The sequence below is a fragment of the Paenibacillus liaoningensis genome, assembly GCF_059609455.1.
Genome location: NZ_JCAALU010000007.1, coordinates 111061 through 135678, shown reverse-complemented (window position 1 = coordinate 135678; position 24618 = coordinate 111061). Strand labels below are relative to the sequence as shown.

Below are 24618 nucleotides of genomic sequence, written 5' to 3'. Positions count from 1 at the left end.
ATTATAACGAGAGAATTACGAGATGACTCTACACAATCTTGAGCAAAAGTAGTCTAATCTTGTGGTGGTGAATTTTACTATGACATATCCAAAAGAGCTTTGGGAAAATACGCGAATAGAGCATAAGGCGTATCCCATTCAATTATTTCATAACCAGGTGCTTGGAATTAAACCTGGTGACAGCATGCTGTATTTGCACTGGCATGAGCATTTCGAGATTATTCTGATGAGAGAAGGCCATGCGCTGCTGCATATCGACAGCAGACCTTATGAGATATCGCCGGGAGAGCTAATCGTTATTCCTGGAGGCGGCCTGCATGTTGGCTATGCGCTGAGTGAAGGCGATATTCGTTACGATTGTATCGTCTTTAATGCCTCATTGTTCAATGAATGGGTTCATGATCCCGTGCATGCGCAGCTTGTTGCCCCTTACCTGGAGGGGACGCTAAGATTTCCCGTCAAACCGCTGGAGCATGAGCAGCATGCCGAAACTATTATAAAGCTTCTGGATGAGCTAGTGGGAGAGTTTGACGGTAAGCAGTCAGGCTATCAACTGCTCGTCAAAGCAAAGCTGTATAGTGCGCTAACGCTGCTTGCCCGCCGTTACGATAGCCAGCCGCCAAGCAGTGGCAGAGGCCCAGCCGCCTCTCACCTCGCTAACCGTGACCGCTTCAAGCAGCTGATCAAACGGTTGGAATCCGATTTTCAAACTAAAATAACGGTAGAAGCAGCGGCACGGCAGGTTAATCTGAATCCATTCCATTTCTGCAAGCAGTTCAAAAAGCTGACTGGACGCACCTTCGTCGAGTATGTCAACGTTTGCCGCGTCAACGAGGCGCAGAGGCTGCTGTTGCAAACGACATCCACCATTGCTGAAATTGCAGCAGCGGTAGGCTGCGACAATCCAAATTATTTTACAAAGCTGTACAAACAATACAAGGGCATAACCCCGTCGGAAGCACGCAAACGTCCATTGTAGCGCAGCACAGCGGTTCCATCATCTGATTTATAGGTGGACTCCGCCTCTACCGGAAATTTTCGACATACTCATACAGAAAAGCTTCTAGCGTGCGTGGCTCTCTGCCGAGCAAGCGCTTCACAGTGTCATTTGGATTTTCTGGCACCACCGTAGACATGGTTTGAATTTCCACAACGTGGTTCGCGAGCCAAGCTGGCATATGCCCGTGCTCAATAAGATTGCGGAGTAGTACTTGGGGTTCCATGTTGATGTAGCTTATCTGCCGATTAAGCAGGGCGGATAGTTGACTCGCGATCTGGGGATAACTGAAAATCTCCGAACCTGTAAGCGTATATACTTGGCCTGATACCTCGCTGTTGGTCAGAACTTCTGCGGCAACATCTGCGATATCGCGGCAGTCAATGAAGTTACAAGGTGAATCGCCCATGGAGCCAAAGAAAACATTTTGGGTTGTGATCGTTGGTGCAAGGCGCATTAAGTTTTGCATGAACGCATAAGGTCGCAACACGGTGTAGGTGAGACCCGATTCTCTCAGCGTTTTCTCGATTTCTTGATGCCAGCCCGCCACTGCCACGGGAGAGCTCTGCTCAAAGGCAGGGCTGGATATTTTTACGATGTGCTTGATTCCAGACTCGGCGGCAATCTGAATGATTGAAGTTTCCAATTCGATTTGTCTTGGACTATTGGACATGGCTAGAAAGAGCTGGCTAGCACCTGTAAACGCGCGGCGCAGCGATTCGGGGTCGGAAGCATCCGCCGATGAGACCTCGATAGTCGATCGGCCTTTTTCACCGATCTGATCACGCAACTTCTCTGGCTCTCTGCTCAGCGCCCTGACGGGTACGCCAAGATCAACCAAACGTTCCAAAAGCGCACTGCCTATCGTACCTGTTGCTCCCATAATAATTATCATTTTTTTGTTCTCCTTTTGGATGGAAAATGAGTTGTGACGGCAATACGCCACCGCCATGTCACTATCGTGCTTGCTATGAATCCAGACAACGGGAAATCGATCCAGACACGATCGACCCAAGCAAAGTGATTGCTTGGAATCATATTTTCTAGTAATACAGATGTCACCCATGCGGCGTATAGGCCAAACGATGACCCGGCCAATGCGAACACCCCTACCACCACCAAGTGAGGTGCACCGATGACCCATCCTACATGGCCCACTCGGCTCCGCAACAAAAGGCCAATCATCAAGGCCATCAAGGCCGATGCACCACCGATTGTGGTCAATGCCCCGATTTGAAGACCCCTATCGGCAGTAACCAATCCCCCGATACCTGCCATGCTAGCAGGAGCAGCATAGGCCATTACAACTTCACGCCATAGTACAAAAATCTTTTTCTTGGAACCAGCAGCCTTGATGCCGTAAGCAGCATCTGTCTGATTCGGGTATTTCATCTTGTTCACTTAGTTGCTCCCTTCTTCTTTGAAATAGTTCAACGATTGCTTTCAGTGAGATATAATTAGCTTCCTAACTATATAAGAGTAAAAATAGGCTAGCTGCACTAGCCCATTCTACTCATTACTGATATTTACCTTTGGTTTCGGGCTTTGTTCCCCCGTAAGTGCTGAGATACCTTGCGTAACTCGGCCTAGCAGGTCGAGAAATACGCTGCGCTCATCCATATTGAGCAAGCTCACCATTGCTTCCAGCCGAGCGAAATGCTCAGGAGCCATGTCACGGAGCTTCTGCGCTCCTTTTTCCGTCAAAATGACCGATCTCTGACGGCCATCGTCTGAGCTTGAACGCCGAGATACTAGCCCATCTCGTTCAAGAACGTCGATAAGACCTGTCACTGTAGCACGTGTAACGCCTAGATGCTCCGCTAATTGCGAAGGCAACTCTTCTCCCTCGTTATCTTCAAGATCTGCCAATAAACGATATCGACTTGTTGATAAACCGAATCTAGAGAAATGAATCTCCGAGGCATGTCCAAGCTTGGCCCCCGCTGCCATTAGCCTAGACGCGACGAGTACAGCTTGTGCGTCTATGTCTAGGTTATAGCGATCAATCTGACGCTTGGATTGTACAAGCGAAGGAATAGCGTCAATGTCATTTATTATTTTATTATTGTTGTTCATATATATAGTATGGTTCCTAACTACTTTTATGTCAACATATTTTTATAACTCATCAACACCCCGCCTTTCTTCATATTTGGAACTGTTTTTTTACATTCTTAACTCTAGTAACTGCCTAACATTCAGCCGTTAACTCCACTGCATCCGGTTTACAAATTGTGCTAAATTATGTAATGTATATATTGTGAACCTTGCATTATTTTGTTGATTAGTCGCCCTTGAGCATTCGTTTTTATCATCACTTTTGTAATGCCCATTCATTTATCAAAGGAGATGGCAAAGTTGAGTGAACGTTACTTAATTAAAAACGGCTTCGTGTTAACGATGGACAAGTCTTTAGGAGATTTCAAGAAAGCGGATATTCTAATAGAAGATTCGCTCATTGTAGCAATAAAAGAAGAGCTCGATGCAATAGATTGCGAAATTGTCGATGCAACGGATATGATCGTCATGCCCGGCTTCGTCGATACCCATCGTCATGTTTGGGAATCTTTAGTCCGAACCATAGGTACGGATTGGTCGCTGCCTACCTATTTGCAAAATATTTATTACGGAGGGCTTGGCAGCAAATTGCGGCCAGTCGATAGTTATGCGGCTAATTTGCTGGGAGCGTTGGATGCGCTGAATGCCGGTGTAACTACCCTTTTGGATTGGTCGATGATTTATTCCCCTGAGCATGCAGACGGGTTCGTTCAAGGTTTGCAAAATGCCGGAATCCGCGCCGTATTCGCATATGGAGCATCCGGCGAAACCGAATATTGGGACCGTGCTAGCCAAAAAATCGTTTCAGATGACGTGTACCGTATCAAAAAACAGCATTTTTCTTCCGACAATCAATTATTAACGATGGGATTAGCGATTAGAGGACCAGAATTCAGCCACTGGGATGCAACGGTTCAGGAAATAAGGCTTGCAAGAGAACTGGATGCGATCTGTTCCATGCATGTCGGTTTTGGCAGCTGGGGTCCAGATGACCGCTCCATTGAAAAGCTATATAAGGCTGGCCTCCTTGGTCCCGATTTGAATATGGTGCATGCGAATACAATGGGTTATGACGAGTACAAAATGCTTGCAGATTCAGGAGCGTCGATATCGATTACGCCTGAGGTGGAAATGATGATGGGGCATGGGTATCCAGCCACTGGGGTGTTTATGGAGAATGGCGGAACACCTACCCTCGGTGTAGATGTCGTGACTTCAACCAGCGGGGACATGTTTGCGCAAATGAAATTTATGCTGCAGGCGGAGCGGGCAAGAACCAATCAGAATATTTTAGCATCCAAAAACATGCCGGGCGAGTTGAGTTTAAAGGCACAGCAAGTATTAAATTTTGCAACGATTGCTGGAGCTAAAGCTTTGAAATTAGACCATAAAATCGGCAGCTTAACGCCTGGAAAAGAAGCCGATCTCATTATGGTTCGAATGACAGATTTGAATATGTTTCCCGCTTCCGATCCCGTTGGAGCTGTCGTACAATTTGCGAATCCCTCAAACGTTGATTCCGTATTTGTGTCCGGACGTCCAGTAAAACGCCACGGACAGCTGCTTCACGTCGATTTAAACCATGTGCGTAAAATCGCGGGTGAAAGTAAACAATATTTGTTTTCTGCTCTTGCAGATACCGCAAGTGGGGCCGTTTAAAGCAGCTAGATGGCTTGAGAACTTTGCGCGATCCTTCCCATAAGCTTGGAAAAGGCAGCCGTTCCTTAGGGGATGGCTGCTTTCAATTCGATGACAGCCTTAGAAAGGTTCTCACAATATACACACTTCTACATACCTATACCCCGTATAGGTATGTTAAAATCATTTTGTGAAAATAAAATACCAGATTAAAGGAGAGATCATCGATCATCATGAAAATCGCAATTATGCTTTTTGATGGGATCACAGCATTAGATGCAATTGGTCCTTACGATGTGTTCGCCGCTACACTGAAATGTGAAGTGAAGTTTGTCGCTAAGAGAAAAGGTTTAATCAAACTGGACTCGAATATGGGGTATTTGCATGCCGATTACAGCTTTTCTGAAGTTACCTCAGCTGATATTCTTGTTGTTCCAGGCTGTAGTCCGCCAAATTATAAAACGCCAATGAATGATGAAGAAACGTTAAATTGGATTCGCCAAATACATGAAACTACGAAATGGACTACGTCGGTTTGCAACGGCTCATTGATATTGAGTGCAGCAGGCTTGCTAAATGGAATCGTAGCCACCACTCATTGGGGCTCCTTCGATCTGCTCCAATCCCTTGGAGCCATACCTACAGATGAGAGAGTCGTTCGTCAGGGTAAAATGGTTACTGCAGCTGGTGTTTCCTCTGGTATCGATATGGCGCTCCAATTAATAGCATGGGAATTGGGAGAGGATACAGGCAAAGCCGTACAGTTGATCTTAGAATACGATCCTCAACCTCCATTTGACACAGGTTCACCAAAGAAAGCGCCCGCTGTATTGGTCGCACAAATAAAAGGGATGTTACAAGAGTTTGCAGAACGGGAGCCTAATGTGTAAATCACAAACCATTCGACAGCCTTTTTTTAAAAAAGACAAAAGAGACTCAGCCATGTTCCTGGCTGGGTCTCTTTTATCTTTAGAGGATCTTCATCGGCAAATGGGTTAACGACTGTCCTACAGCGGAAGTTGTAAGGTGATGCTCCAGGTCAAAGGATTCAACAGCTTCAATACCAGAAACCTTCTCCACAAATGCCTTCAAGGCAATGTTCAGCTCCATCCTTGCCAAAGGCGCACCTAGACAAAAGTGAGGGCCATTGCCAAAGGTTAAATGCTTTTTGTTATTGGCACGATGAATATTGAGCTCAAACGGATTTTCAAACATGCGCTCGTCCATATTCGCCGCGCTCATCCACGAGATGACAACGTCGCCTTTTTTCAAATCGACCCCTAATAGATTGTTATCCTGCTTAACCGTACGATGTCGTTTGGAGCAGTGGAATCGATAGCGCAGCATTTCCTCAACAGCTTGAGGAGCCAGATTTGGATCTTTTCTTAATTGCTGATACAACGGTTTTCCTTCATGCAAAAAAGAATAGAACATGCTGGAAATCGTATGGCTCGTTGTTTCTATCCCTGCTCCGAGCAAAAGCATCGATGTCCGTACCACTTCGTCTTCGGTGAATCTTTCCCCGTCTACCTCTACATTCAATAGATCCGAAATAATATCATCGCCAGGATGTGTCCGCTTATGAACGACCATAGGGTATAAAAATTGATAATATTCCTGCGCGGCTGCCTGTTTTTTCAATTCAATCTCTTCTGCGTTCTCCTCGCCGGCCGGCTGGAACAAAATGTCTACCCAGCCTTTAAAAAGGGTGCTGTCCGTAAGAGGAATGCCCAGCAAATCAGCCATAACCATTGCGGGCAGCGGAGTTGCCAGTGCCTGAACGATATCAATCGTCGTATTTGGTTCAATGTCCTCTACCAGCCGCTTTGCGATGTTGTTAATGCGAGGCTCCCAGTTTTTTAAGCTGCGGGGTGTAAAAGCTGCGGATAACAAGGAGCGACTCTTGAGATGGCGCGGAGGGTCTATGCTTGAAACATTCAGTTTATCCGGAGGCGTCCCCTCCTTGTTCTTCGCTCCAACTAAAACCGTAGTTCTAGACCCTTCGCTTGAGAAATACTCATGCTTGCTCAGTACCATCTTGACATCGTCATACCTGAAGACATTCCAAGTGTCGGTGCCTTCATGATAATATACAGGGTGTTCGGACAGCATTTTTCGATACCATTCGAGCGGAAAAAATTCTTCCGATCTTGACTGAAACCGCGAAATTTCATGAACCGCAATCACTTCTTTGTACATAAAGATGCCACCTCCAGATTAATTACATAAATTCACAAACTAGAGCATACTCATTATTCCATTTTTCAGACGCCTTGTTTAGCACTTCAATACATCACATAACAATTATACAACTCGTTCATTTTATTGGAATAATTCGTAAGAACTATTTGGGAATTCTCTATATTTAGGCATCTATTTTATACGATTAGTTCAATTTTGTGTTTAATCCGTTTAGCTCATTTCCAATGTGGTCTGCTTTGCTCTATATACCACCAGCATTCATTGGCAATCTTTCTAGCTTCATTCTGATAGACGCTGGACTCAAATTCGATTTGAAAGGCCTTTAATACTACTTCCAACATCGATATATTCAGCTCAGCATCTATAACCAACGACAGAAGTCCTTTTGTAAGTTCTTGAGCTTTGGTGGTTGCTTCCGCTTGATGAATGGAATGACTGAACGTTTGAAGCTCAGCCACTAGGCTGGCTTTATCCAGCACGATTGGTTTGGACAAGGGGTTGATCAATGCAAGGTTGTCAGAATCAATCATATGTTCATGCCTCTCTAGCATGGCTCTCAACAAAATTTCGACATAATTCAACAACTTGGGTACGAGATTTTTCCAATCCGGCTGTTCGAGGCGGAAGTTCCGCCATGTATTGGAAATTTGATGGATCATGCCTAAACAAAAAATGGCTCCTTCAAAGGTATAGGCTTTTAATTCTTCTCCATATATTTGGGTCAGCCGTCCCGATAGCCAGTCCAACTGGATTCGAGTCAGATGCTGCAAATCCAACTCCCCTGAATATAAGCCTGTCCAAAATAATTCAAGAACACGCTGCTTTTCCGGGATCGTAATCGGAACCACAAGTTGATCCACGAGCAAGTCGAAATCCGAGGCATAGCTCAAGGATTCCAGATCTTTTCGAAGTATCATATCTTCCTGTGTACGTTGTTCCAAAATCGCCAGGATACAATCGTCCTTGGAACCGAAAAATTTGTAAAAGGTGCCTTTGGATACGCCTGATTGGTCCAAAATCATTTGAATCGAAGTATTTGCTACACCATATTCCTCAAATAGCACAAGTGCTGTATCCAACAGTCGTTTTTTACGTTTATTCATAAGCTCCCCCTGGATTCTTTTGCATTAAGATGTATAAAGTGATTGTATCACCCAAGTGGGGAAAGAAAATAGAGTTTCAAAAGGCTCATTCGAGTCATTGGAAAACGGAGCCCCGATTACTCCCATCATACGGTTGTTCTTCTACCGTTGCTGCTGCATTATGTGAAATCTGGCTCTTTTATTGATCTTCAATAAAATGACCGCCTTTTAAATGAAATTTTTCCGGACTCACCCGAGCTGATTATTTGTGCTCCGACAACCATTTAGAAATGCTTTGAATTTCCGCTTCGGTTATTTTTGTTCCGAACTTCGGCATACCTTTTCGGCCGTCCGTGACAATCCGAGCAATCTCTTCCTGCGTTAATGTGCTGCCAACGCTTTGCAGGTTCGGACCCGCCCTGCCCTGCAAGTCCGTGCCATGACAAGTCACGCATTTTTTCATGTAGAGGGTCTCTGCATCGCTATTTTGAACCCTTTCTCCTTCAATATTGTTGTTCTTCGTGTTGAATCCAGTGGTTGATTGGCCACATGCCGACACAATCAAAGCTCCTATAATGACGCCTATCACTGCACCGTATCTGAGCCTTCTAATCATTTCACTCCTCCTCCTCATTCCGTTTCAACTGCTATCATAACGAATCATCGAATTTTTAAAATGACTACTTATAGCTATTTCAGCCTCTGAAATATGGAGGTTTCACAACATTTGATCGGTGAAAAATAAAAAGAGTCGAATCTTATCATCAGACAAGATCGGACTCTTTTATTTCCAAATAAGAATGTCTTTTTCGATTTTGATGTAAAAAAACAAGCATCAGCAAGGCAAAGACGAGTACGACTGCAAAAATACCAGACAAACATAGCCCAAGCATTAAAACAATAATAAACGCAAGGATCGTATTTTTGACTAGAGCCATACCAACAAGAAATAAAATGACACCTAAAGTGCTAGTGACCAGAAACCTGTTATAGTTGAACTTCTCGGCAATTGCTCCGGAAAAAATTCGCCCAACAACCATGGCGATCCAAAAAAAGGTAACCGAAAGCGTGGCTGCTGAAGTATCCAAATGATATTGCTGAACGAATATGGACGGCAGAAAATTAACTAAGCTGGTTTCAATGCCGACATACAAAAATACGAAGCAAATTAAAAAGGCATATTTTAAAATAGCAAATCGCTATTTGCCCGTTTGATCGAGTGCTTCAGCATGTAGGGCTGGGGTTTGCTGTGATTTAGGGCTGTCAGGCTTCTTGCTCCATAGAATGAGGTTTATTATGGCGAACACAATAACGATAGCAAATGACCATATCCAGGAAACGTTGGCTATTAATAAGCCCGACATGACGGGCATAAGCAAAGCTCCGAATCCAAACGCAACCTCTAGCCGGCTCATCATCACAGCCCCATTATTAGATGATTCCAACAGAAACGTCCCTATAACCGTTTGAGTCATTCCAAAAGCAAAACCGTTTAATGCAGCAAGCAGCAAAATGTTCGATCTCACGTTTCTCATCCGATTCTCTGACCAGACGCTCTTTATATTCGTAAATCGCTTTTTCTTTTGCTGGCAGCATAGCTCCACCATGTGTACGGATGATGAGACCAGACTCCTCCATCTTTAATAAATCTCTGCGAGCGGTATCGCGTGACACATTGAATTGCTGACAAATATCTTTAATAACGATTCGCTGATGCTGATTTAAATGCTCAATAATAGCGTTTAACCGCTCCTCTTGAAACATGCCAATCCCCCCTAAATTCCTGCTGATGAGCGTTCACTCGCAAACAACTATATAAGGCGTTTTACATCATATATTAAGTATTTTCAATCACTTATCTTCTTTTATGCATCATTTTTTCGATTAAAAAAATGGCTGCACAGGTTTGATTGCCTGTACAGCCATTGATATCACTGGTATCTCGTTATATGGCGGTATGCCGCCACCTACAATGCTTCATGATTTTCAGCTTGCTTCGTATCTCTCATTGAGAAGCCATGGTTTTAAAATGTTGAATGATATATTCACGAAAGTTTATCGCTGCAAGCGATAAGTACCGATCCTTCATCCATGCCAAATAAAAGGTTAATTGGCATGATGGTTTTTCAATTTCAATGTAAGTTAGGTCGGAATACTCTTCACGAGAGCCTGCCGGCTGGAAGGCAATCCCTAATCCTGAACGAATGAGACTGGCAATGGCTGCTGGTTCATCGCCTTCACATATCGTGCGAGGAATGAAACCCGCTTCCTTGCAACAGGCATCCATTAATTCTCTAAAGGAATATCCCTGTTTGAGGGAAATAAAATCTTCCTGGGCTACTTCATGGAGTGAAATCCGTACAGCACCTGCCAATCGATGCGTTTGCGGCACCGCAATCATGATCTTCTCCGTAACTAGCGGAACATGTTTAATATCATCACGGCTAATTAATTCGGTTGTGAGAAAAAAATCAATCTCATTGCGTTCCAGCAGCAGCATTTTATCCTGCTCTGTTGATGCCTGGGTAATTCTAAAATTAGCGTCTGGATATTGAGCTAAATAAGGAGAAAGCACGTTAGATAACCGATTTAGCGTAGTAACAGCAAGGGAAATTCTATTTTGCTCCCGATGAGCTAACGCCGTAACTTCTCTTCTTCCCTCTTCCAAGCTGGCCAAGGCGATGTTGACTCTCTTTAAATAGGCCGTGCCCTGTTCATTGAGGCGAATTTTCCTGCCTACCCGATCAAATAAAGCAACACCTAAATCATCCTCCAATCGTGATATGATCATACTGAGTGCCGGCTGGGCCATATTTAAATGATTAGCCGCTTTTGTCATATGTTCTGTGCGGGCAACGGTTTGAAAATATTTGAGATGCATCAAATCCACACTCATCCCTCCTTTCACTCATATAAAATTAATTATGATTATATAATAATTTATATATTTTTAATAATGAATATATTGATTTATACTGGGAATATTCTAATGCACTTTGGAGGTCGCCCATGGCACAGCAATTAGCTTTTCCCACTTCACGATCAACTGAAAATCCAGATAAGATGCTCCGCAAGGTTGCATGGGTTGTCGCGCTTGGCGTACTTCTCAATCCGCTTAATTCATCGATGATTGCCGTTGCTCTTTTGCAGATTGGCAATGCGTTTCAGGTCAATTTGGCGACGGTCACCTGGCTGCTTTCCGGTTTTTACTTAGCCGGAGCTGTCGGTCCCTCCCTTGCAGGCAAGCTATCCGATCTGTTTGGAGCCAAAAAAATTTTCATGAGTGGACTTATACTCGTTGTAATCAGCAGCCTGCTGGCAATATGGATATCAAATTTCGGCATGCTATTGGCGCTGAGAATGATGCAAGCACTTGGCAGTGCCGTTGCTTTCCCTGCTGGCATGTCCATGCTACGCTCGACCGCAGCAAAGCACAATGAGCAGGATCATCCAGACCGGATTTCCTCGGCATTAGCCCTTGTCTCCATTATGGCTAACGTCATGGCTGCATTCGGCCCTACACTTGGAGGCATTCTTGTCGGTTCTGTCGGTTGGCCGTCTATTTTCTGGATCAACATTCCCATTGCATTGGCTACATTATTTATTGCTCGACTATGGCTGCCCAAAGACCAAGACCGGCAAGCAGCAAGCAGCGAAGATGCCTTCCCGGCCTCCACACCAAACATTTGGTCACGTATCGATATTCCGGGAATCACTCTCTTTATGATCATGCTTACTACTCTAATGTTGTTTCTGTTGTCCTTGTCAAAAGGAATGTCATGGTGGCTTCTTGGCTGCGCAATCATATCCATGCTTGCACTTGTGATATGGGAGAAGCGGGCAGCCAATCCGTTTCTTAACTTACAGATGCTCACTTCCAACCGCCGATTGCGGTCTGTGTATTTTCAGTATATTGGAGTGAATATTGTATTCTATTCCCTATTCTTCTGTATCCCGCTATGGCTCAGTCAAGTGAAAGGCTTTGATCCGAAAACCACCGGCTTGCTAATGCTGCCATTAGCTGGACTAGGTATAATCATGACTTCCGTGGCAGTCAAGTGCAACAAGCGTTTCGGCTACCGTACAACGATTATCGCTGGCAATGGTCTTCTTGTACTCAGTACGTTGCTTCTGCTGCTTTTGGGCGATAACAGCTCTATCCTTATAATTGTTCTGATTAATGCAATGCTTGGCATTCCTAATGGGTTCAACAATATGGGGCTGCAAACTGCTTTATACGTTGTAACTCCAGCGCAAGAGACCGGAGCTGCTTCCGGCTTATATGTCACATTTCGTTCAATCGGGTGCATCTTATCCACCAGCTTGCTGGGACTTACCTTCGGCGGTGCGATTACATCAAGCGGACTGCACACCATTGGGCTTATAACAGCGGGACTTTCTGTTGTCTTGTTGGTAACCAGCTTATCCCGCAAATTGATATAAACGAGCACTGAAAAAAGCTTGTCCGAATCATCAAAAATGCCCCGGAATCCTTATGGATTTCGGGGCATTTTTCAAGTAAGTACCGCAATTTTATCCCTTTTATTGATGCGTCTTCCACATGCATTCTGTCATTTCAAGCTCGCTAAAAACAGCCTCAAAAGAAGATTGCTCCGGACTGCAGGCATATACGCCAAATTGAATTTCTGCTCCGCCTTCGAACATATGAAAGATACGCATTTGTTTATAAGTGATTCCGTCATAGGAATTTTCAATACAATAATCACTTTCACGACGGCTTAATCGGTAGTACATCGTCTTTACATTTGCCGGGATGTCCGTTGTCGCCCAATCCGAAAACCCATGGTTGGTAACGACACTTCCTAACCGTTGATAGTCATCATTTTCAAATTCAATAGACGCTTTAAACCAGTTTTCGCTGTTCTGATAAAGGATAACGCCGCACTGGTCATAACGATGTTTACTGTTAAACTCCGTCTTCACAACAAATGAAAAGTAAGGCTCGACTGTTTTCAGCAATAAAGCGGGGGCGGAATCATTTTGAAAACCGTAATAGGTTCGCTGCCAAAAATCGGTTCCCGGCTCCGTTGTAATTGTAACCTTATAAGGTTCGACGGCATACTTTTTCGGTTCATTAAGCCAAAATGTATGTTGTAATTCATATTTCATTGTATAGGTCTCCTTATTCATAAAAATCGGTTTGAGACTATGCTCCTCAAAAATAGTATGACCTGAATCTACGAGGTTTGCTAGTCTCCATTATTAATTACAATTTTTCCTCGTACCTTATGAGCTTCAATCAGTATATGAGCATCAGCTATTTGAGCAAGTGGAAAAACATGCTCAATGACAGGTATGACACTCCCCTGCTCGCACCTCGTCTCCTACTTTGAAGTTCTTCACCTGCGATCCGCATTCGGTTATGATACCAGAGAAATCAGCGCCAATAATACGCGGGAAACGCCAAGGTCGATGCCTTGAGCATTTTTTGATAGGGGTATAGCCTAAGCTTTCATCTTCTCCAAACAGCTTAAAATAAAGGCTTCCTCCCGCCCCAGATTGTCCTGCAGCTTAGCGTAGATGCTGCAGGACAGCTTCTCGTCCTCTTTAAATCTGTATTTAATCACTAAATTTCGCATGGACAAGTACCGCTGCTTTAAATCCACGCTAGTGTCTAGCAATCGCTGGTCGTATAGCATATGCCCATGATCCATTAAATAGGCAAGGCGCTTTTCCATTAAAAGTTTGTGCTCATACAGCAGGTGATACGCACGCAGGTCAAATCTTCTATATTCAGCTGATGAGGTATCCATATTCTGTGGATCTGTAAGAAGCCGCTGCAGCGCTTGAAATCCGAATTCGAACGGCTGCTCCACCACCAAATCAAACGTAGGTTTGGAGTATAAATAATTTTGCATGCCAGCAGCAATTTGTTCCATATTAATATGGCATTCAAAGTCCGTGTTGCGCTTCAAAAAGCGAATTTCTGTATAGAAATCGTATTTATCGGACGCACACCAATAACCCTCCTCCAACTCCGAAAAAGGGCATTCCGCCTTTATAAACTGCTCCACAAAGTTGTCTGCGACAAGCGCCATATCCTTGTCCAAATCATATCCGTAAATTAATAGCTCATGCATATGATGACCATTTTTGTACGAATCTGTCAAGGATATATAATACCGGTCTACGAAAATATGTACATAATAGCCAAGATCTATCGACTCGATAATGACATCCTTTAATGATTTTCCCCATTTGGCAATGACTATTTCCTGAGGAAGCTGATTATAGGATAGGCCAGGACAGATTTTGAGCAGGATATGGTGATTGTCAAAAGCGAACATTTCCCATAAATAAGCATATCTGATTTGAATAAAGTTATTGAATACCCACCGCCATAACGGTTCGCTTATGATGGAAAACAAGATTCCGTATGGGGTGTACGTGCTAACTTCCGGTTCCTGAAGGTAAAGCGCTTTTCTTGACATGACCTGCCTCCATCCGCTGTGTAATGGCCCTTTCAGACTGCTGCCCTAAAAAATATGGCAGCCTGCATCGACATGGAGAACTTCACCTGTAACCCCTCTTGATAGGACGCTTAGCAAAAACATCGCCGCATCTCCTATTTCATTCTGGTCAATATTGCGCCGAAGCGGCGCCTGCTGCTCCATGGCCGTCAGCTTATCTTGAAAATCAGCAATCGCTGAAGCTGCCGATGTGAGCACCGGTCCAGCCGAGACGGCATTCACACGAATGCCATGCTTGCCTAAATCCTCAGCCAAGTAGCGAACGCTCGCTTCGAGCGCGGCCTTCGCAACGCCCATAACATTATAATTTTTCACGACACGACCAGATCCTATATAGGTTTGCGTCACAATGGCGCCCCCCTCTTTCATTAGGCCGCGAGCCTGCTTGGCCATTGCCACTAATGAAAAGCTGCTGGCGTTTTGCGCCAGCAGGTAGCCTTCTCTCGTCGTGTCGATATATTCTCCTTGAAGTTGATCCGCATAGGCGATAGAATGCACGAGACCATGAATCGTCCCGACCTGTTCTCCAATGGTGCTGAATGCCTCTTCAATGCTCGCATCATTCAGTATATCGCATGGAACAACAGCTGCCGCCTCTATTCCGTGCTCCTGAAGCAGCTTCGTCAGTTTACGCAAAGACTTATCCTTTCGGTAAGTAAACACAAGCCTTGCTCCTTCTCGATGAAGCGATTTAGCAACTCCCCACGCTAAACTTTTCTCATTAGCAACGCCTGATACGACAATGGTACGGTCTTTCATCAGCATCAGCTCTATCTCCTCCAAGCAAGGTTATATTCCTTTATGCAACTAGCTGTTAATGATTATTGGAGCATGGAAAGCAGGCTTTCCAGCTCCTCATAATCCAGTTCTTTAAAGATGGGCTCCGTCTGCTGGAAGGTGCATAGTGCCAGCGCATGATCCTCATCTGCAAAGGTTTGCATAAAATAAGCGGCAGACGCCCCTGCTTCAAGGCTTGCCGCCACTTCACCGTCCTCCTTGACTAAGAAAGAGAAGGAGTCAAGCGGGATCGACATTCCTTTGCCTACTGCCTTGATATAGCTTTCCTTCAACGTCCACAGCTGGTAAAAATACGTGAGCTGGCGGCTGCCAGCCAAACTCATCAGCATCTCATATTCAACCGGAGCAAAGAACCGCTCTGCAATCGACAAGTCTTGCGGCTTCATGCGCTCAACGTCAATTCCGACCGGGCAGTCGCCGAAGGCGCAGACTACCCAGTCCCCGGAATGTGACACATTAAACTCGCAGTCGATGGTAGCGTTATCTAGCAGCGGCTTGCCAAACTCATTTTTGTAGAAAGAAAGCTCATTATTCGATAACTGCCACCGCTTGCAAATCGCAAGACGGGCTAAAATCTCACCCGTCAGCGATCGATAAGCGTCAATCGGCCGGCGAAAGCGGCGGACAGCTTCCCGCTTGCTTTCTGAAACGTATTTCAGCATAACGGGGTAAAGCGCCTCAGCTTTCCTCTCATCCAGCCGCAGCATATAAACCTCAATCATGGATAAACTCCTATCGGGAAATTTTTTCTGCTAGACGTGAAGGAGCAAGATAGTCGTTTAATTCATAATACATGCCCGTCTCGTCAATAATTTGATGGAACCAGCGTGTCTGCTCTTCTACCGAAACCTTCTTCGTATCCAAAATGATTTTCAGCAAATCGAGCGCTGTTCTCATTTGTTCCAAAGCTGGCTTCTCCCCTGTCTCCTCAAGACGATCCTGGATCTCCTGAATTTTGCGGTACGACTTCACAACCTTCTCCTGGTACTCCTCATTATCCCAGTTTTGGTTAAGGGTAGCTACTGCGACAGCCAGGCTTCGCGTAATAATCGTCGGGATATGCTTTCTTAGACCCGGATAAGCGGCTAAAATTTGCTCGATTTTTTTGCGATCCTCCTTCGTGCCATAGCAGAGTGCTTCAATTCCATCCACGTTCGCCTTCACCATATTGGTCAATACATTTTTAGGTCCCATTTCAACCGTAAGTGTAACGCCTTTATGTTTAAAATATTGCATCGTACGTTCCCATTGTACCGGGCTAGTTAAATGCAGCGCAAGATTTTGCGCTACTTTCTCCGAATGTGCCATCGGCTCGGCATTGCGGTTCGTAATGACCGGATATTTGAAAAAACCGTACTCCAGCCCGGACAATTTGTCCAATAATTGGTCAGCCATCGGCTGCATGAAGCTGCAGTGGAACGGTGCACTCGCAAGCAGCGGCGTTGCCAGCCCGCCATGATTCGCGAGCCTATCCTCTAGTTCCATAACCGCATCGCTTTCCCCCGAAATCGCGGTTTGATTCGGCGTATTATAGCAGGACACCCAAACCTGACGGCCCTCCTGCTCCATCGCTTTGCACTCATCCACAACCAGCTTTCGCTCAACGCCATCAATAATGGACATGGCTCCAACATCGCTTGACGCAACCTCGTCGGTCATTTTTCCCCGTTCGTGCAGCAGCTTCACCGCATCGGAAAAACGAATCGCTCCCGCGCAAGTAAACGCCGCATATTCGCCAAGGCTGTGCCCGGCAAGAAATTGCGGAACAATACCAATCTCCTGCATATAAACGCGGAAGCTGGCTACGCTTGATACGAGTATGGCAGGCTGGGCATTTTTTGCTTTGGACAGCTCTGCAAGCGAGCCTTCAAAGCAAAGCTTAGCCAAATCATAGCCAAGCACATCGTTAGCTTCCTCGAACGTTTGCTTCACGATCGTATATTGGTCATAAAGACCTTTCGACATGCCGACAAAATGAGAGCCTTGACCCGGGAACAGAAACGCCATTTTTTCCATTATTACTTCCTCCAATATCATATTAGCCGTATTTTTTCCGTAAACAGGCACGCACGACCACTTAACCTGCTATCCTGCTTCAGCTATACCCTCTAGCCGATGTTCATCGTGAACCTGTTTTGTTTATTCATCCATTCATTCAACACGGCTGATTAAGGTGAGATAGTCTGGAGCGCTTTGCAGATGGGCAGCATCATGCTCGAAAATGAGCAGTCCGTCCCGCTCCTCCACTTCCTTAAATCCAGCAAATTTATACGTAAGCAGCATCATGCGATTACGGTCAGTAGGCACGAACTCAGCGCGCAATACCGCTCCCGCATCATGCGCCATCCTGGCGATGTATTGAAGCATGACGCTGCCTACGCCTCTGGACATGACACGGCATGACATTAACAGCAGCTTCAGCGTCCAAATATTATCCTTGCATTCAAGCAGCGTTAAGCCGATCTTGCCGTACGTGCCGTATTTATCCTCCAATTCGGAAATAAACAGCTTATGGTTCGGTGAATGGCGGAATGCATCCAATTCCTCATAGGAATACGTGTAGCCCGTTGCATTCAGCTGATGAGTTCTTACCGTCAGCTCCTCCGCCCGCTTCAAATCGTCTCCCTCAACCGAGGAAACCGTAAATACCATACTTAGCGAAGCGAGAAACTCCTCCTGTGAGCCATCGAAGCTGGCTTCAACTTCATTGCGTACGATATCGCTCATGTAAAGGCTTCTGCGGTTCCGGGAGTCCTCAGTAACAAAGGTTGGATTAAATTCCGGCCTTTCAAGCAGCCCTTCTGTCTCCGCAGCATCTATGCACAGGACGTCTGGATGGTTGAAGCTGACCTCCTCCCGCTCAAACGGCTGATCATCGATAAACGCAATCGTATCCATCCCGATATTAATCGATTCGACGATCGTCTTAATCGAAGAAGATTTGCGGTTCCAGCTGATTTGAGGGTAGATGAAATAATGATCAATCCCGAGCTCTCTCAATTTCTCCATCGCCACTTCATGCTCATTGCGGCTGGCAATGGACTGCAGGATGCCTCGCTCATCCAGCGTTTTGATGACGTTGACAATATCGCTTCGCAGCTCAACGGTTGTATCCTCCATTAAAATACCGTTCCAAATCGTATGATCCAAATCCCACACGACACATTTGATTTTACGCTTGGCCGTATCCTTCTTCTCCTCAACATTGTACGCCACAGGCATTCATCTCCTTATGAATTGGCTGTTTGAGCCATTGTCCGCCCTGCTCGGCGGCTGGTCACGAACTGCTGCTCTGCAATCAGCATTTCATGCATCTGCGACGTTCCCTCGATGATTTCATTAATTTTGGCATCGCGGAAATAGCGTTCAACCGGATAGCCGCTATGGCAGCCGTTAGCACCATGAATTTGCACCGTATCGCTGGTGATTTTGCCCAGCATAGTCGAAGCAAAATATTTGGCCGTCCACGTTTCCATAATGCTGTCGGGATCGCCGCTATCGCGTAAATATCCGACTTTATAACAAAGCATTCTAGCCGCCTTCACCTGTACGGCCATTTCTGCAATCATCTTCTGAATCAATTGATTGTCCCGGAGCGGCCGTCCAAATTGGACTCTAGTGCTTCCGTATTCTAGAGAAGCCTCCAGACAGGCCTGCGCCAAACCGACACAACCGCACGCTATAGTGTACCTGCCGTAATCGAGACAAGGCAGCGCGATATGAGTCAGTCCCATGCCGAGCTTGCCAAGCAAATTTTCTTGCGGAATTCGGCAGTCGGAAAGCACGACTTCGGCAATCATAGATCCCCTTGCACCGAGCAGGCCGGACATGGGCAATACCGATACTCCGATTCGCTCCCGCTCAACGAGGAATGCCGCTGGCTGGCCGCCCACTTTGGCGAAGATGAGAAACAGATCGGCAATTTGCGCGATCGTAATCCATTTTTTGCGGCCATTCAATACGTATTCGTCCCCGTCTAACTCGGCCGTTGTCTCAATACTCTTGGCATCGCTGCCGGCGTTTGGCTCCGTTAGGCCAAATGCTGCCAATGTGCTGCCGGTCGCAAGCTTCGGCAGCCAGTTGCTCTGCTGCTTCTCTGTTCCCCAGCGCAATATAGCAAGGGATACCATTCCGTGAACGGTCAACAAGCTTCTTGCGGACGAGCAGCCGCGACCCGCCTCTTCGTTAAGAATGCCTAGCGTGACGTTGTCCAGCTCCATACCGCCGTATTTTTTGGGCAGCATCGATCCCAGATAGCCAGCCTCTGCCATTTTCCTAAGCATATCTGGATGAATACGCTCCTCGCTGTCATTGAGATCAGCTAGCGGCACCATCTCGCTATCAACAAACGCGCTGAACTCATTTTGCCAATTTTCCTGTTCTGGAGTCAGTTCAATTTTCATCCTTAACCTCCCGATACTTGTGAAGACTGCTGATCAACCGCTGCTTTCTCTTGAATCAGACTGACCATCCGGTTAATGGTGCGGAAGTTGTCCAAATCCATGTCACGGCTATCGATAGTAAGCGCAAATTCCTTCTCCAGAAACATAACCAGCTGCATCGCGAACAGGGAATTGACAAATCCTAATGCGAAAATATCCTCATCATCCCCAAGCTCATGCTTGCGGAAAAACCGCGATAAAAACTTCTTGATTTTAACTTTCATTTCTTCCATTATTGGCACTCTCCTCATCCCGATTCGGGTTAATCTAGTACGAAATCCAATCATTAGCAGTCATTAGCATGCATGATTACGCATTAATACGTATAAAACCCTTGACCGCTCTTGCGGCCATGCAGCCCCGCGTCGACCATTTTCCTAAGCAGCGGACAGCAGCGGAACTTCGAGTCCTGATAGCTTTCATAAAGGACATTCAAGGAATGCACGACCGTGTCCAGACCGATCAAGTCAGCCGTTTCGAGCGGCCCCATCGCATGTCCGTAGCATTTTTTAAAAATTTCATCGACTTCCTCTGCCGACGCCACCTGATCCTGCACAACATAAGCAGCTTCATTCATAAACAAATGGGAAATACGATTGGATACAAAGCCCGGATAGTCGTTAACGACGATCATTTCCTTGCCCATGCTGCCCATAAGTCCATCGACCGCACGGATACATTCCTCAGAGGTATGAAAGCCACGAATGACCTCGACCGTTTTTTTGGTTGGCACCGGATTCATAAAATGAGTGCCGATAACCTGCGGCGCACGTGTGGTCACGGCGGCCAGCTTTGTAATGGAGATGCAGGATGTGTTAATCATAAAAATGCAATCTTGCTGGCAGATGCCATCAATAAGCTCGTAAATGCTGCGCTTGACGTCCCAATTTTCCGTAGCGTTCTCAATGACAAAGCTGACGTCGCTGAGATTATGATGCTCCATCGTAAATACGATGCGATCCATAATTTGCTCTGAAGCCTCCAAGTTTCCCGAGGAGCCGAACAGCCCACGGAATCGCAGCTGGGTGGCAATTTCCTCCCTCGCCTGTTCAAGCTTCGCTTGCTCAATGTCTACAAGCACCACCGATAAGCCTGATTGGGCGAGCGCTTGGGCAACCCCTCTTCCCATTACACCTGCTCCGATTACCCCGATTTTCACAGCGATCTCCACTTCTTTCTTCATTGGATTTTAATAGGTCTGCTCCCTAGCCAGCTAGCCGGCCAGCAAGATAGCAAGACAGCCTTCCTGCTGGCTAGCAAAATGTTGTCTAGTAAGTCGATTGGGTACCTTCCAGCTCAAACGTCTGGGGATGTATGCCCACAAGCTTTGCCGCATATTCGCGTTCCAGCGCGAGTGCCGAATCCAGCTGCTGGTTCAGCATAACGGCAGATTTGGCGCTTAATTTGGCGGCAAACACCGCTTTTGCCACTAGAGCCCGAATTTGCTTCCAAGCTTCCAGGCTCTCTTCAACCGCGCCTTGCAGCTCCATATACCCACCGGCTAATTTCTCATAGCGATATAGGTCTACGAGCTTGGCATTTACAATTTGATTAAGCGTATCAAGCAAGCTTTCGCCATAATCTTTGATCAGTTGCCCATCCCGCAGCGCTTGTTTAACCTTCTCTAGAAAGCTGTACAGCGACTGCATGCTGCTGTCTAGAAGCTGCTGGCGATGTGCCGCGGCGGAAGCAGTCGTTTCTACTAAGCTATCTGTTTGAGGCACTACATCATCGGAATGAATAGCTGAAAATTCATAATAAACAGGTATTTCGCTTCCAAAATGGTCCATAAAGCCAAGATGCCCCTGCAGCGCATCCTCGTAGCTCACCCATCTTTTCTCATAGGTCAGCCTTTCAATATGGTCATGCTCTATGACGCCGAACATCTGCCTGCTGTCATCAAAGCCGAATACGAGCCATGAATGCGGCCAATGCTGCTTTTTGTACGTTTCAGCCCGGTTTGAGGCGTAGTAGCAGTCAATTCGTACAATAACCGGCTTATTGCTGAGGACAGCTCGCTTGAGCTCCTCGATTACGGAATGTCCGACCGTTCTCGTTTCCGTCCGAATGCCTAATCCTAGCAAAAGCTGCTCTATTGGCCTTGCCGCTGCGTAATCTACCTGAAAGTGAACCGTATCCTCATCATATCGATAGATAACCGTATCATTGGCGAGAATCGGCAGCAGGCTTTGCTGGTAGTAGGACAGAATGGGAAACAGCGAGTGATAGAAGCACTCCTTGTAAAATAAATCGTTAAACGGTTGGATCCGTTCATCATGCTTGAGCGTCAGCAATGCCGCACTAGCAAATGATTCAGATTCAAATGCCGCTCGGCTTTTTGGCGAAAAGATTGCTGCTCCTGCTCCTTCGCCATTCATCCGCCGCAGAAAGCCCCTAATCGTCGGGTAGCGGTAAATCTCCTCGCTTTCGAAGGAAAATCCCGCTTTCTCCAGCTCTACCTCCAGCTTCAACGCTTTTAGCGAATGGCCGCCGACATTAAAGAAGTCGTCGGTTACGCCAATCGTCTCTACCTCCAGCACAGCCTTCCAAATGCGGAGCAGCTTCTCCTCCTGCTCATCTGCTGGCGGCTCGCCGATGGAAAGTCCGCTGACCTTTTCATAAGGGCTGGGCAGCTGCTTCCGGTCTATTTTCCCGTTTGGTGTATATGGAAGCTCGCTCAGCGGAATATAGAATGAGGGCAGCATATAATCAGGCAGCCGGGAAGCTATTGCGCTTCTTATGCCTTCCGCCAACAGAGCCGCCGTGGAAACATAGTAGGCGCAAAGAATGTGGCTTCCTTCACCATCCTCCTGTGCAATGCACACAGCCGCTTTAATCTGCTCTAGGCTTAATAGGGCAGATTCGATCTCGCCAAGCTCGACTCTAAACCCTCTAATTTTCACTTGATGATCCATGCGCCCCAGAAATTCAATATCCCCGCCGGGCAGCCTTCGTGCCAGATCGCCTGTCCGGTACATCTTCCCACCGTTTCCATAAGGACATGGTACGAATTTGTCAGCCGTCAGCTCCTCCCGCTTCCAGTAGCCCATCGCGACGCCGTCTCCGGCGATACAAAGCTCTCCAGCCACGCCTTCCGGCAGCAGACGCAGAAGCGGGTCGACAATATACATTTGCGTATTGGCGATAGGTGCCCCAAGCGTTATGCCGCTCGCATTCGTCACATCCTTGACAGAGGACCAAACCGTAGTCTCTGTTGGGCCGTACATATTGTAAATGCTTGCCCCGCCGCACCGTTCCCGAAGCTGGTGAAGCAGCTCATCGGGGAAGGCTTCCCCGCCTACCATAAGCGTCGTTATCTGCTCCAAGCCTGCTTCTGCCGAATTATCGTTCAGCAGCAGTTGAATCCGGGAAGGCGTCGCCTGCAGCAGCTCGATCCGATTGTGCGCAAGCCACCGCTGGAGCATGGCCGGATTATGCTGCTCCTCCTCGCCCGCAATAACAACAATTAGTCCCTGCGTCAGCGGCAGGAGTGTCTCCAGCACGAAAATATCGAAGCAGAGCGTCGTAACGGCAGCAATGGTTTTTCCTTCTGTGAAGGCAGGGATTCGGCCTGTAATGCCCGTTATAAAATTAACGACTGCCCTGTGCGGAACCAGCACCCCTTTCGGCAGGCCAGTAGAGCCGGACGTATAGATTAAATAAGCGGCATCCTCCGGGTCATTCACATTTGAAAGCAGAGGATCGAGCTCTCCATATACCCGATTGTCGTCGAGATTGACGGTTTCCCCCTGAAAATCAACATGGCTGATCAATCCATCCTGTGTAAGCAGGACGCCTGCGCCGCTATCGGCCAGCATATGCCTAATCCGGTCCGGCGGATAAGCCGGATCAATAGGCAAATAGGCGCCCCCAGCCTTCAACACCGCCAAAATCGCGATCATCATTTCCAAAGACCGATTCGTCATGACAGCGGCAACTCGGTGCCTTCCAATGCCCTTGCTGCGAAGCAGGCAAGCGAGCCGGTCCGAACGATCCTTAAGCTCCCCGTAAGTAAGCTCCATCCTGCCAAAACGCAGCGCGGTCCAATCCGCAGTATTCATCGCTTGGCTGTCAAACAGCTCATGTACCGTTTTATCCTTTGGATAACGTATAGCCGCCGGATTTAACCGCTCAAGCGACTCTATTTCCCCCTGTGAAAGCAAGCGTATCTGGTTCAGCGGAATATCCGTTTGCTGAATCACCTCTTCCAGAAAACCGACAAAATGATCAAACATCCGTTCCATATATCGCTGCGAATACATGGAACGTTCATAGAGCAGCTCCAGCTGCAGGCGATCGCCCTCCATAATGAAATAAAAGGTAACCGCAGCTTTCGAGTCCTGCATGTATAAAGGAGCATGCAGCGTATTCAGGGCAACGACCGTTTTGAAGGCAGGGACCGCTGCTTCGGGATTGTGCTTAAGCAGTCTGATAATGGCTTGGAAGGGAATGTGCTTGTACTTCCTTGCCTCCTGCACCGTTTGGCTAACTTGCTGTATATATTCTTTGAACGGCAATGCTTCATCGACATGCACCTGCAGGGCGATCAGCCGGTTGGGGGCAGTGTTTTCTACCGTTTGTTGTCCGGATGGCATGCCAGTGGTCACGATCCGTTCCCCCGTATATCGATGAAGCAAATAGAGTACACCTGAAAGCAAAAACGCATACAAGCCTTGCTGGGAGTACCTGCATAAGGGCAGCAGCCGTTCGGTCAATTCAGGCGGAATCGGGCCTTTGACCAAATCGACCGCTCCCGGGCGCAAGCCAGCATCCTTGAGGTCGCCCTCAAAAGCATTCGGCTCAGCGGAAGGATCAAGCTTGCTAAGCCAATACTCTCTCTCCTCCTGCCATTTGCCGCTCGTCAACAGCATATTTTCCGAATAGGAATCCATATCCATTCCCTCCCTTCT

25 protein-coding genes and 1 pseudogene are annotated in these 24618 nt (G+C 46.7%); 4 read left to right on the top strand and 22 right to left on the bottom strand.

The features are described from left to right. The first annotated feature begins 79 nt into the window (after window positions 1-79). The gene (locus AC6B99_RS11810; RefSeq protein WP_496663410.1) at window positions 80-979 is read left to right on the top strand and encodes a helix-turn-helix transcriptional regulator; all 900 of its coding nucleotides are present in this window, start codon (window positions 80-82) and stop codon (window positions 977-979) included. Between the two features lie 46 nt (window positions 980-1025). Here AC6B99_RS11810 and AC6B99_RS11805 read toward each other — a convergent pair whose 3' ends face one another. The 3 genes from AC6B99_RS11805 to AC6B99_RS11795 form a co-directional block, all read right to left on the bottom strand. Further along, window positions 1026-1892: an SDR family oxidoreductase gene (locus tag AC6B99_RS11805; protein WP_496663409.1), complete on the bottom strand. Its 867-nt coding sequence runs from the start codon at window positions 1890-1892 to the stop codon at window positions 1026-1028. Next, the gene (locus AC6B99_RS11800) at window positions 1889-2389 is read right to left on the bottom strand and encodes a hypothetical protein (RefSeq protein ID WP_494860730.1); all 501 of its coding nucleotides are present in this window, start codon (window positions 2387-2389) and stop codon (window positions 1889-1891) included. Before AC6B99_RS11800 ends, AC6B99_RS11805 begins: the two co-directional genes overlap by 4 nt. Window positions 2390-2506: 117 nt before the next feature. Then, window positions 2507-3073: a MarR family transcriptional regulator gene (locus tag AC6B99_RS11795; RefSeq protein WP_494860495.1), complete on the bottom strand. Its 567-nt coding sequence runs from the start codon at window positions 3071-3073 to the stop codon at window positions 2507-2509. Window positions 3074-3355: 282 nt separating this feature from the next. Here AC6B99_RS11795 and AC6B99_RS11790 point away from each other — a divergent pair, with 282 nt between their 5' ends. Together AC6B99_RS11790 and AC6B99_RS11785 are read left to right on the top strand one after the other, a co-directional pair. Then, window positions 3356-4714, top strand: a complete 1359-nt coding sequence (locus tag AC6B99_RS11790; RefSeq protein ID WP_155973411.1) for an amidohydrolase family protein — start codon at window positions 3356-3358, stop codon at window positions 4712-4714. 212 nt (window positions 4715-4926) lie between these two features. Beyond that, the gene (locus AC6B99_RS11785; protein WP_056040222.1) at window positions 4927-5583 is read left to right on the top strand and encodes a DJ-1/PfpI family protein; all 657 of its coding nucleotides are present in this window, start codon (window positions 4927-4929) and stop codon (window positions 5581-5583) included. A gap of 79 nt (window positions 5584-5662) precedes the next feature. Here AC6B99_RS11785 and AC6B99_RS11780 read toward each other — a convergent pair whose 3' ends face one another. From AC6B99_RS11780 to AC6B99_RS11750, 7 genes are all read right to left on the bottom strand, one after another. Then, the gene (locus tag AC6B99_RS11780; protein WP_496663408.1) at window positions 5663-6892 is read right to left on the bottom strand and encodes a cytochrome P450; all 1230 of its coding nucleotides are present in this window, start codon (window positions 6890-6892) and stop codon (window positions 5663-5665) included. 218 nt (window positions 6893-7110) lie between these two features. Then, window positions 7111-7998 carry a TetR/AcrR family transcriptional regulator gene (locus tag AC6B99_RS11775; RefSeq protein WP_496663407.1) on the bottom strand — a complete coding sequence of 296 codons (888 nt, stop codon included), beginning with the start codon at window positions 7996-7998 and terminating at the stop codon, window positions 7111-7113. 241 nt (window positions 7999-8239) lie between these two features. Further along, complete coding sequence (locus AC6B99_RS11770) at window positions 8240-8593, bottom strand: c-type cytochrome (RefSeq protein ID WP_494860500.1); 354 nt, start codon at window positions 8591-8593, stop codon at window positions 8240-8242. Between the two features lie 148 nt (window positions 8594-8741). Beyond that, window positions 8742-9146: an MFS transporter gene (locus tag AC6B99_RS11765; RefSeq protein ID WP_496663489.1), complete on the bottom strand. Its 405-nt coding sequence runs from the start codon at window positions 9144-9146 to the stop codon at window positions 8742-8744. 30 nt (window positions 9147-9176) lie between these two features. Then, on the bottom strand, window positions 9177-9452 hold the full coding sequence (locus tag AC6B99_RS11760; protein WP_496663488.1) for an MFS transporter: 276 nt from the start codon (window positions 9450-9452) through the stop codon (window positions 9177-9179). Continuing rightward, complete coding sequence (locus AC6B99_RS11755; protein WP_496663406.1) at window positions 9409-9741, bottom strand: DeoR family transcriptional regulator; 333 nt, start codon at window positions 9739-9741, stop codon at window positions 9409-9411. The genes AC6B99_RS11760 and AC6B99_RS11755 overlap by 44 nt, the downstream gene beginning before the upstream one ends. 241 nt (window positions 9742-9982) lie before the next feature. Next, complete coding sequence (locus AC6B99_RS11750) at window positions 9983-10858, bottom strand: LysR family transcriptional regulator (protein WP_496663487.1); 876 nt, start codon at window positions 10856-10858, stop codon at window positions 9983-9985. Between the two features lie 128 nt (window positions 10859-10986). Between AC6B99_RS11750 and AC6B99_RS11745 the strand changes: the two genes are divergently transcribed. Beyond that, on the top strand, window positions 10987-12420 hold the full coding sequence (locus AC6B99_RS11745) for an MFS transporter (RefSeq protein WP_496663405.1): 1434 nt from the start codon (window positions 10987-10989) through the stop codon (window positions 12418-12420). 99 nt (window positions 12421-12519) lie between these two features. On the opposite strand, the gene AC6B99_RS11740 is transcribed toward AC6B99_RS11745, so the two are convergent. The 12 genes and pseudogenes from AC6B99_RS11740 to AC6B99_RS11685 all read right to left on the bottom strand — a co-directional run bounded on the left by AC6B99_RS11740 (window position 12520) and on the right by AC6B99_RS11685 (window position 24600). After that, window positions 12520-13107, bottom strand: a complete 588-nt coding sequence (locus AC6B99_RS11740) for a DUF1349 domain-containing protein (RefSeq protein WP_496663404.1) — start codon at window positions 13105-13107, stop codon at window positions 12520-12522. 80 nt (window positions 13108-13187) lie between these two features. After that, window positions 13188-13301: pseudogene (locus AC6B99_RS11735) on the bottom strand (zinc-binding dehydrogenase); the annotation flags it as partial. Beyond that, a complete protein-coding gene (locus AC6B99_RS11730; RefSeq protein ID WP_442952555.1) occupies window positions 13282-13431 on the bottom strand; it encodes an alcohol dehydrogenase catalytic domain-containing protein in 150 nt (49 codons plus the stop codon). The gene AC6B99_RS11730 and the pseudogene AC6B99_RS11735, both read right to left, overlap by 20 nt. 11 nt (window positions 13432-13442) lie before the next feature. Then, window positions 13443-14429 (bottom strand): cysteine peptidase family C39 domain-containing protein, encoded by a 987-nt coding sequence (locus AC6B99_RS11725; protein ID WP_056040206.1) that lies wholly within the window; start codon window positions 14427-14429, stop codon window positions 13443-13445. Window positions 14430-14474: 45 nt separating this feature from the next. Then, a complete protein-coding gene (gene fabI / locus AC6B99_RS11720) occupies window positions 14475-15233 on the bottom strand; it encodes an enoyl-ACP reductase FabI (RefSeq protein WP_056040204.1) in 759 nt (252 codons plus the stop codon). Between the two features lie 56 nt (window positions 15234-15289). Further along, window positions 15290-15988, bottom strand: coding sequence for a 4'-phosphopantetheinyl transferase superfamily protein (locus AC6B99_RS11715; RefSeq protein WP_494882004.1), 699 nt, complete (start codon window positions 15986-15988; stop codon window positions 15290-15292). A 10-nt stretch (window positions 15989-15998) separates the two neighbouring features. Next, window positions 15999-17282: an ACP S-malonyltransferase gene (gene fabD / locus AC6B99_RS11710; protein WP_056040200.1), complete on the bottom strand. Its 1284-nt coding sequence runs from the start codon at window positions 17280-17282 to the stop codon at window positions 15999-16001. A gap of 135 nt (window positions 17283-17417) precedes the next feature. Continuing rightward, a complete protein-coding gene (locus AC6B99_RS11705) occupies window positions 17418-18482 on the bottom strand; it encodes an HAD-IIIC family phosphatase (RefSeq protein ID WP_494860517.1) in 1065 nt (354 codons plus the stop codon). A 14-nt stretch (window positions 18483-18496) separates the two neighbouring features. Then, entirely contained in the window at window positions 18497-19669 is a 1173-nt protein-coding gene (locus AC6B99_RS11700) for an acyl-CoA dehydrogenase family protein (protein ID WP_496663403.1), read from the bottom strand. Window positions 19670-19671: 2 nt separating this feature from the next. Continuing rightward, window positions 19672-19941, bottom strand: coding sequence for an acyl carrier protein (locus AC6B99_RS11695; protein ID WP_046230893.1), 270 nt, complete (start codon window positions 19939-19941; stop codon window positions 19672-19674). Between the two features lie 83 nt (window positions 19942-20024). Further along, window positions 20025-20891: a 3-hydroxyacyl-CoA dehydrogenase family protein gene (locus tag AC6B99_RS11690; RefSeq protein ID WP_496663402.1), complete on the bottom strand. Its 867-nt coding sequence runs from the start codon at window positions 20889-20891 to the stop codon at window positions 20025-20027. 85 nt (window positions 20892-20976) lie between these two features. Continuing rightward, window positions 20977-24600, bottom strand: coding sequence for a non-ribosomal peptide synthetase (locus tag AC6B99_RS11685; RefSeq protein WP_496663401.1), 3624 nt, complete (start codon window positions 24598-24600; stop codon window positions 20977-20979). Window positions 24601-24618: the final 18 nt, after the last annotated feature.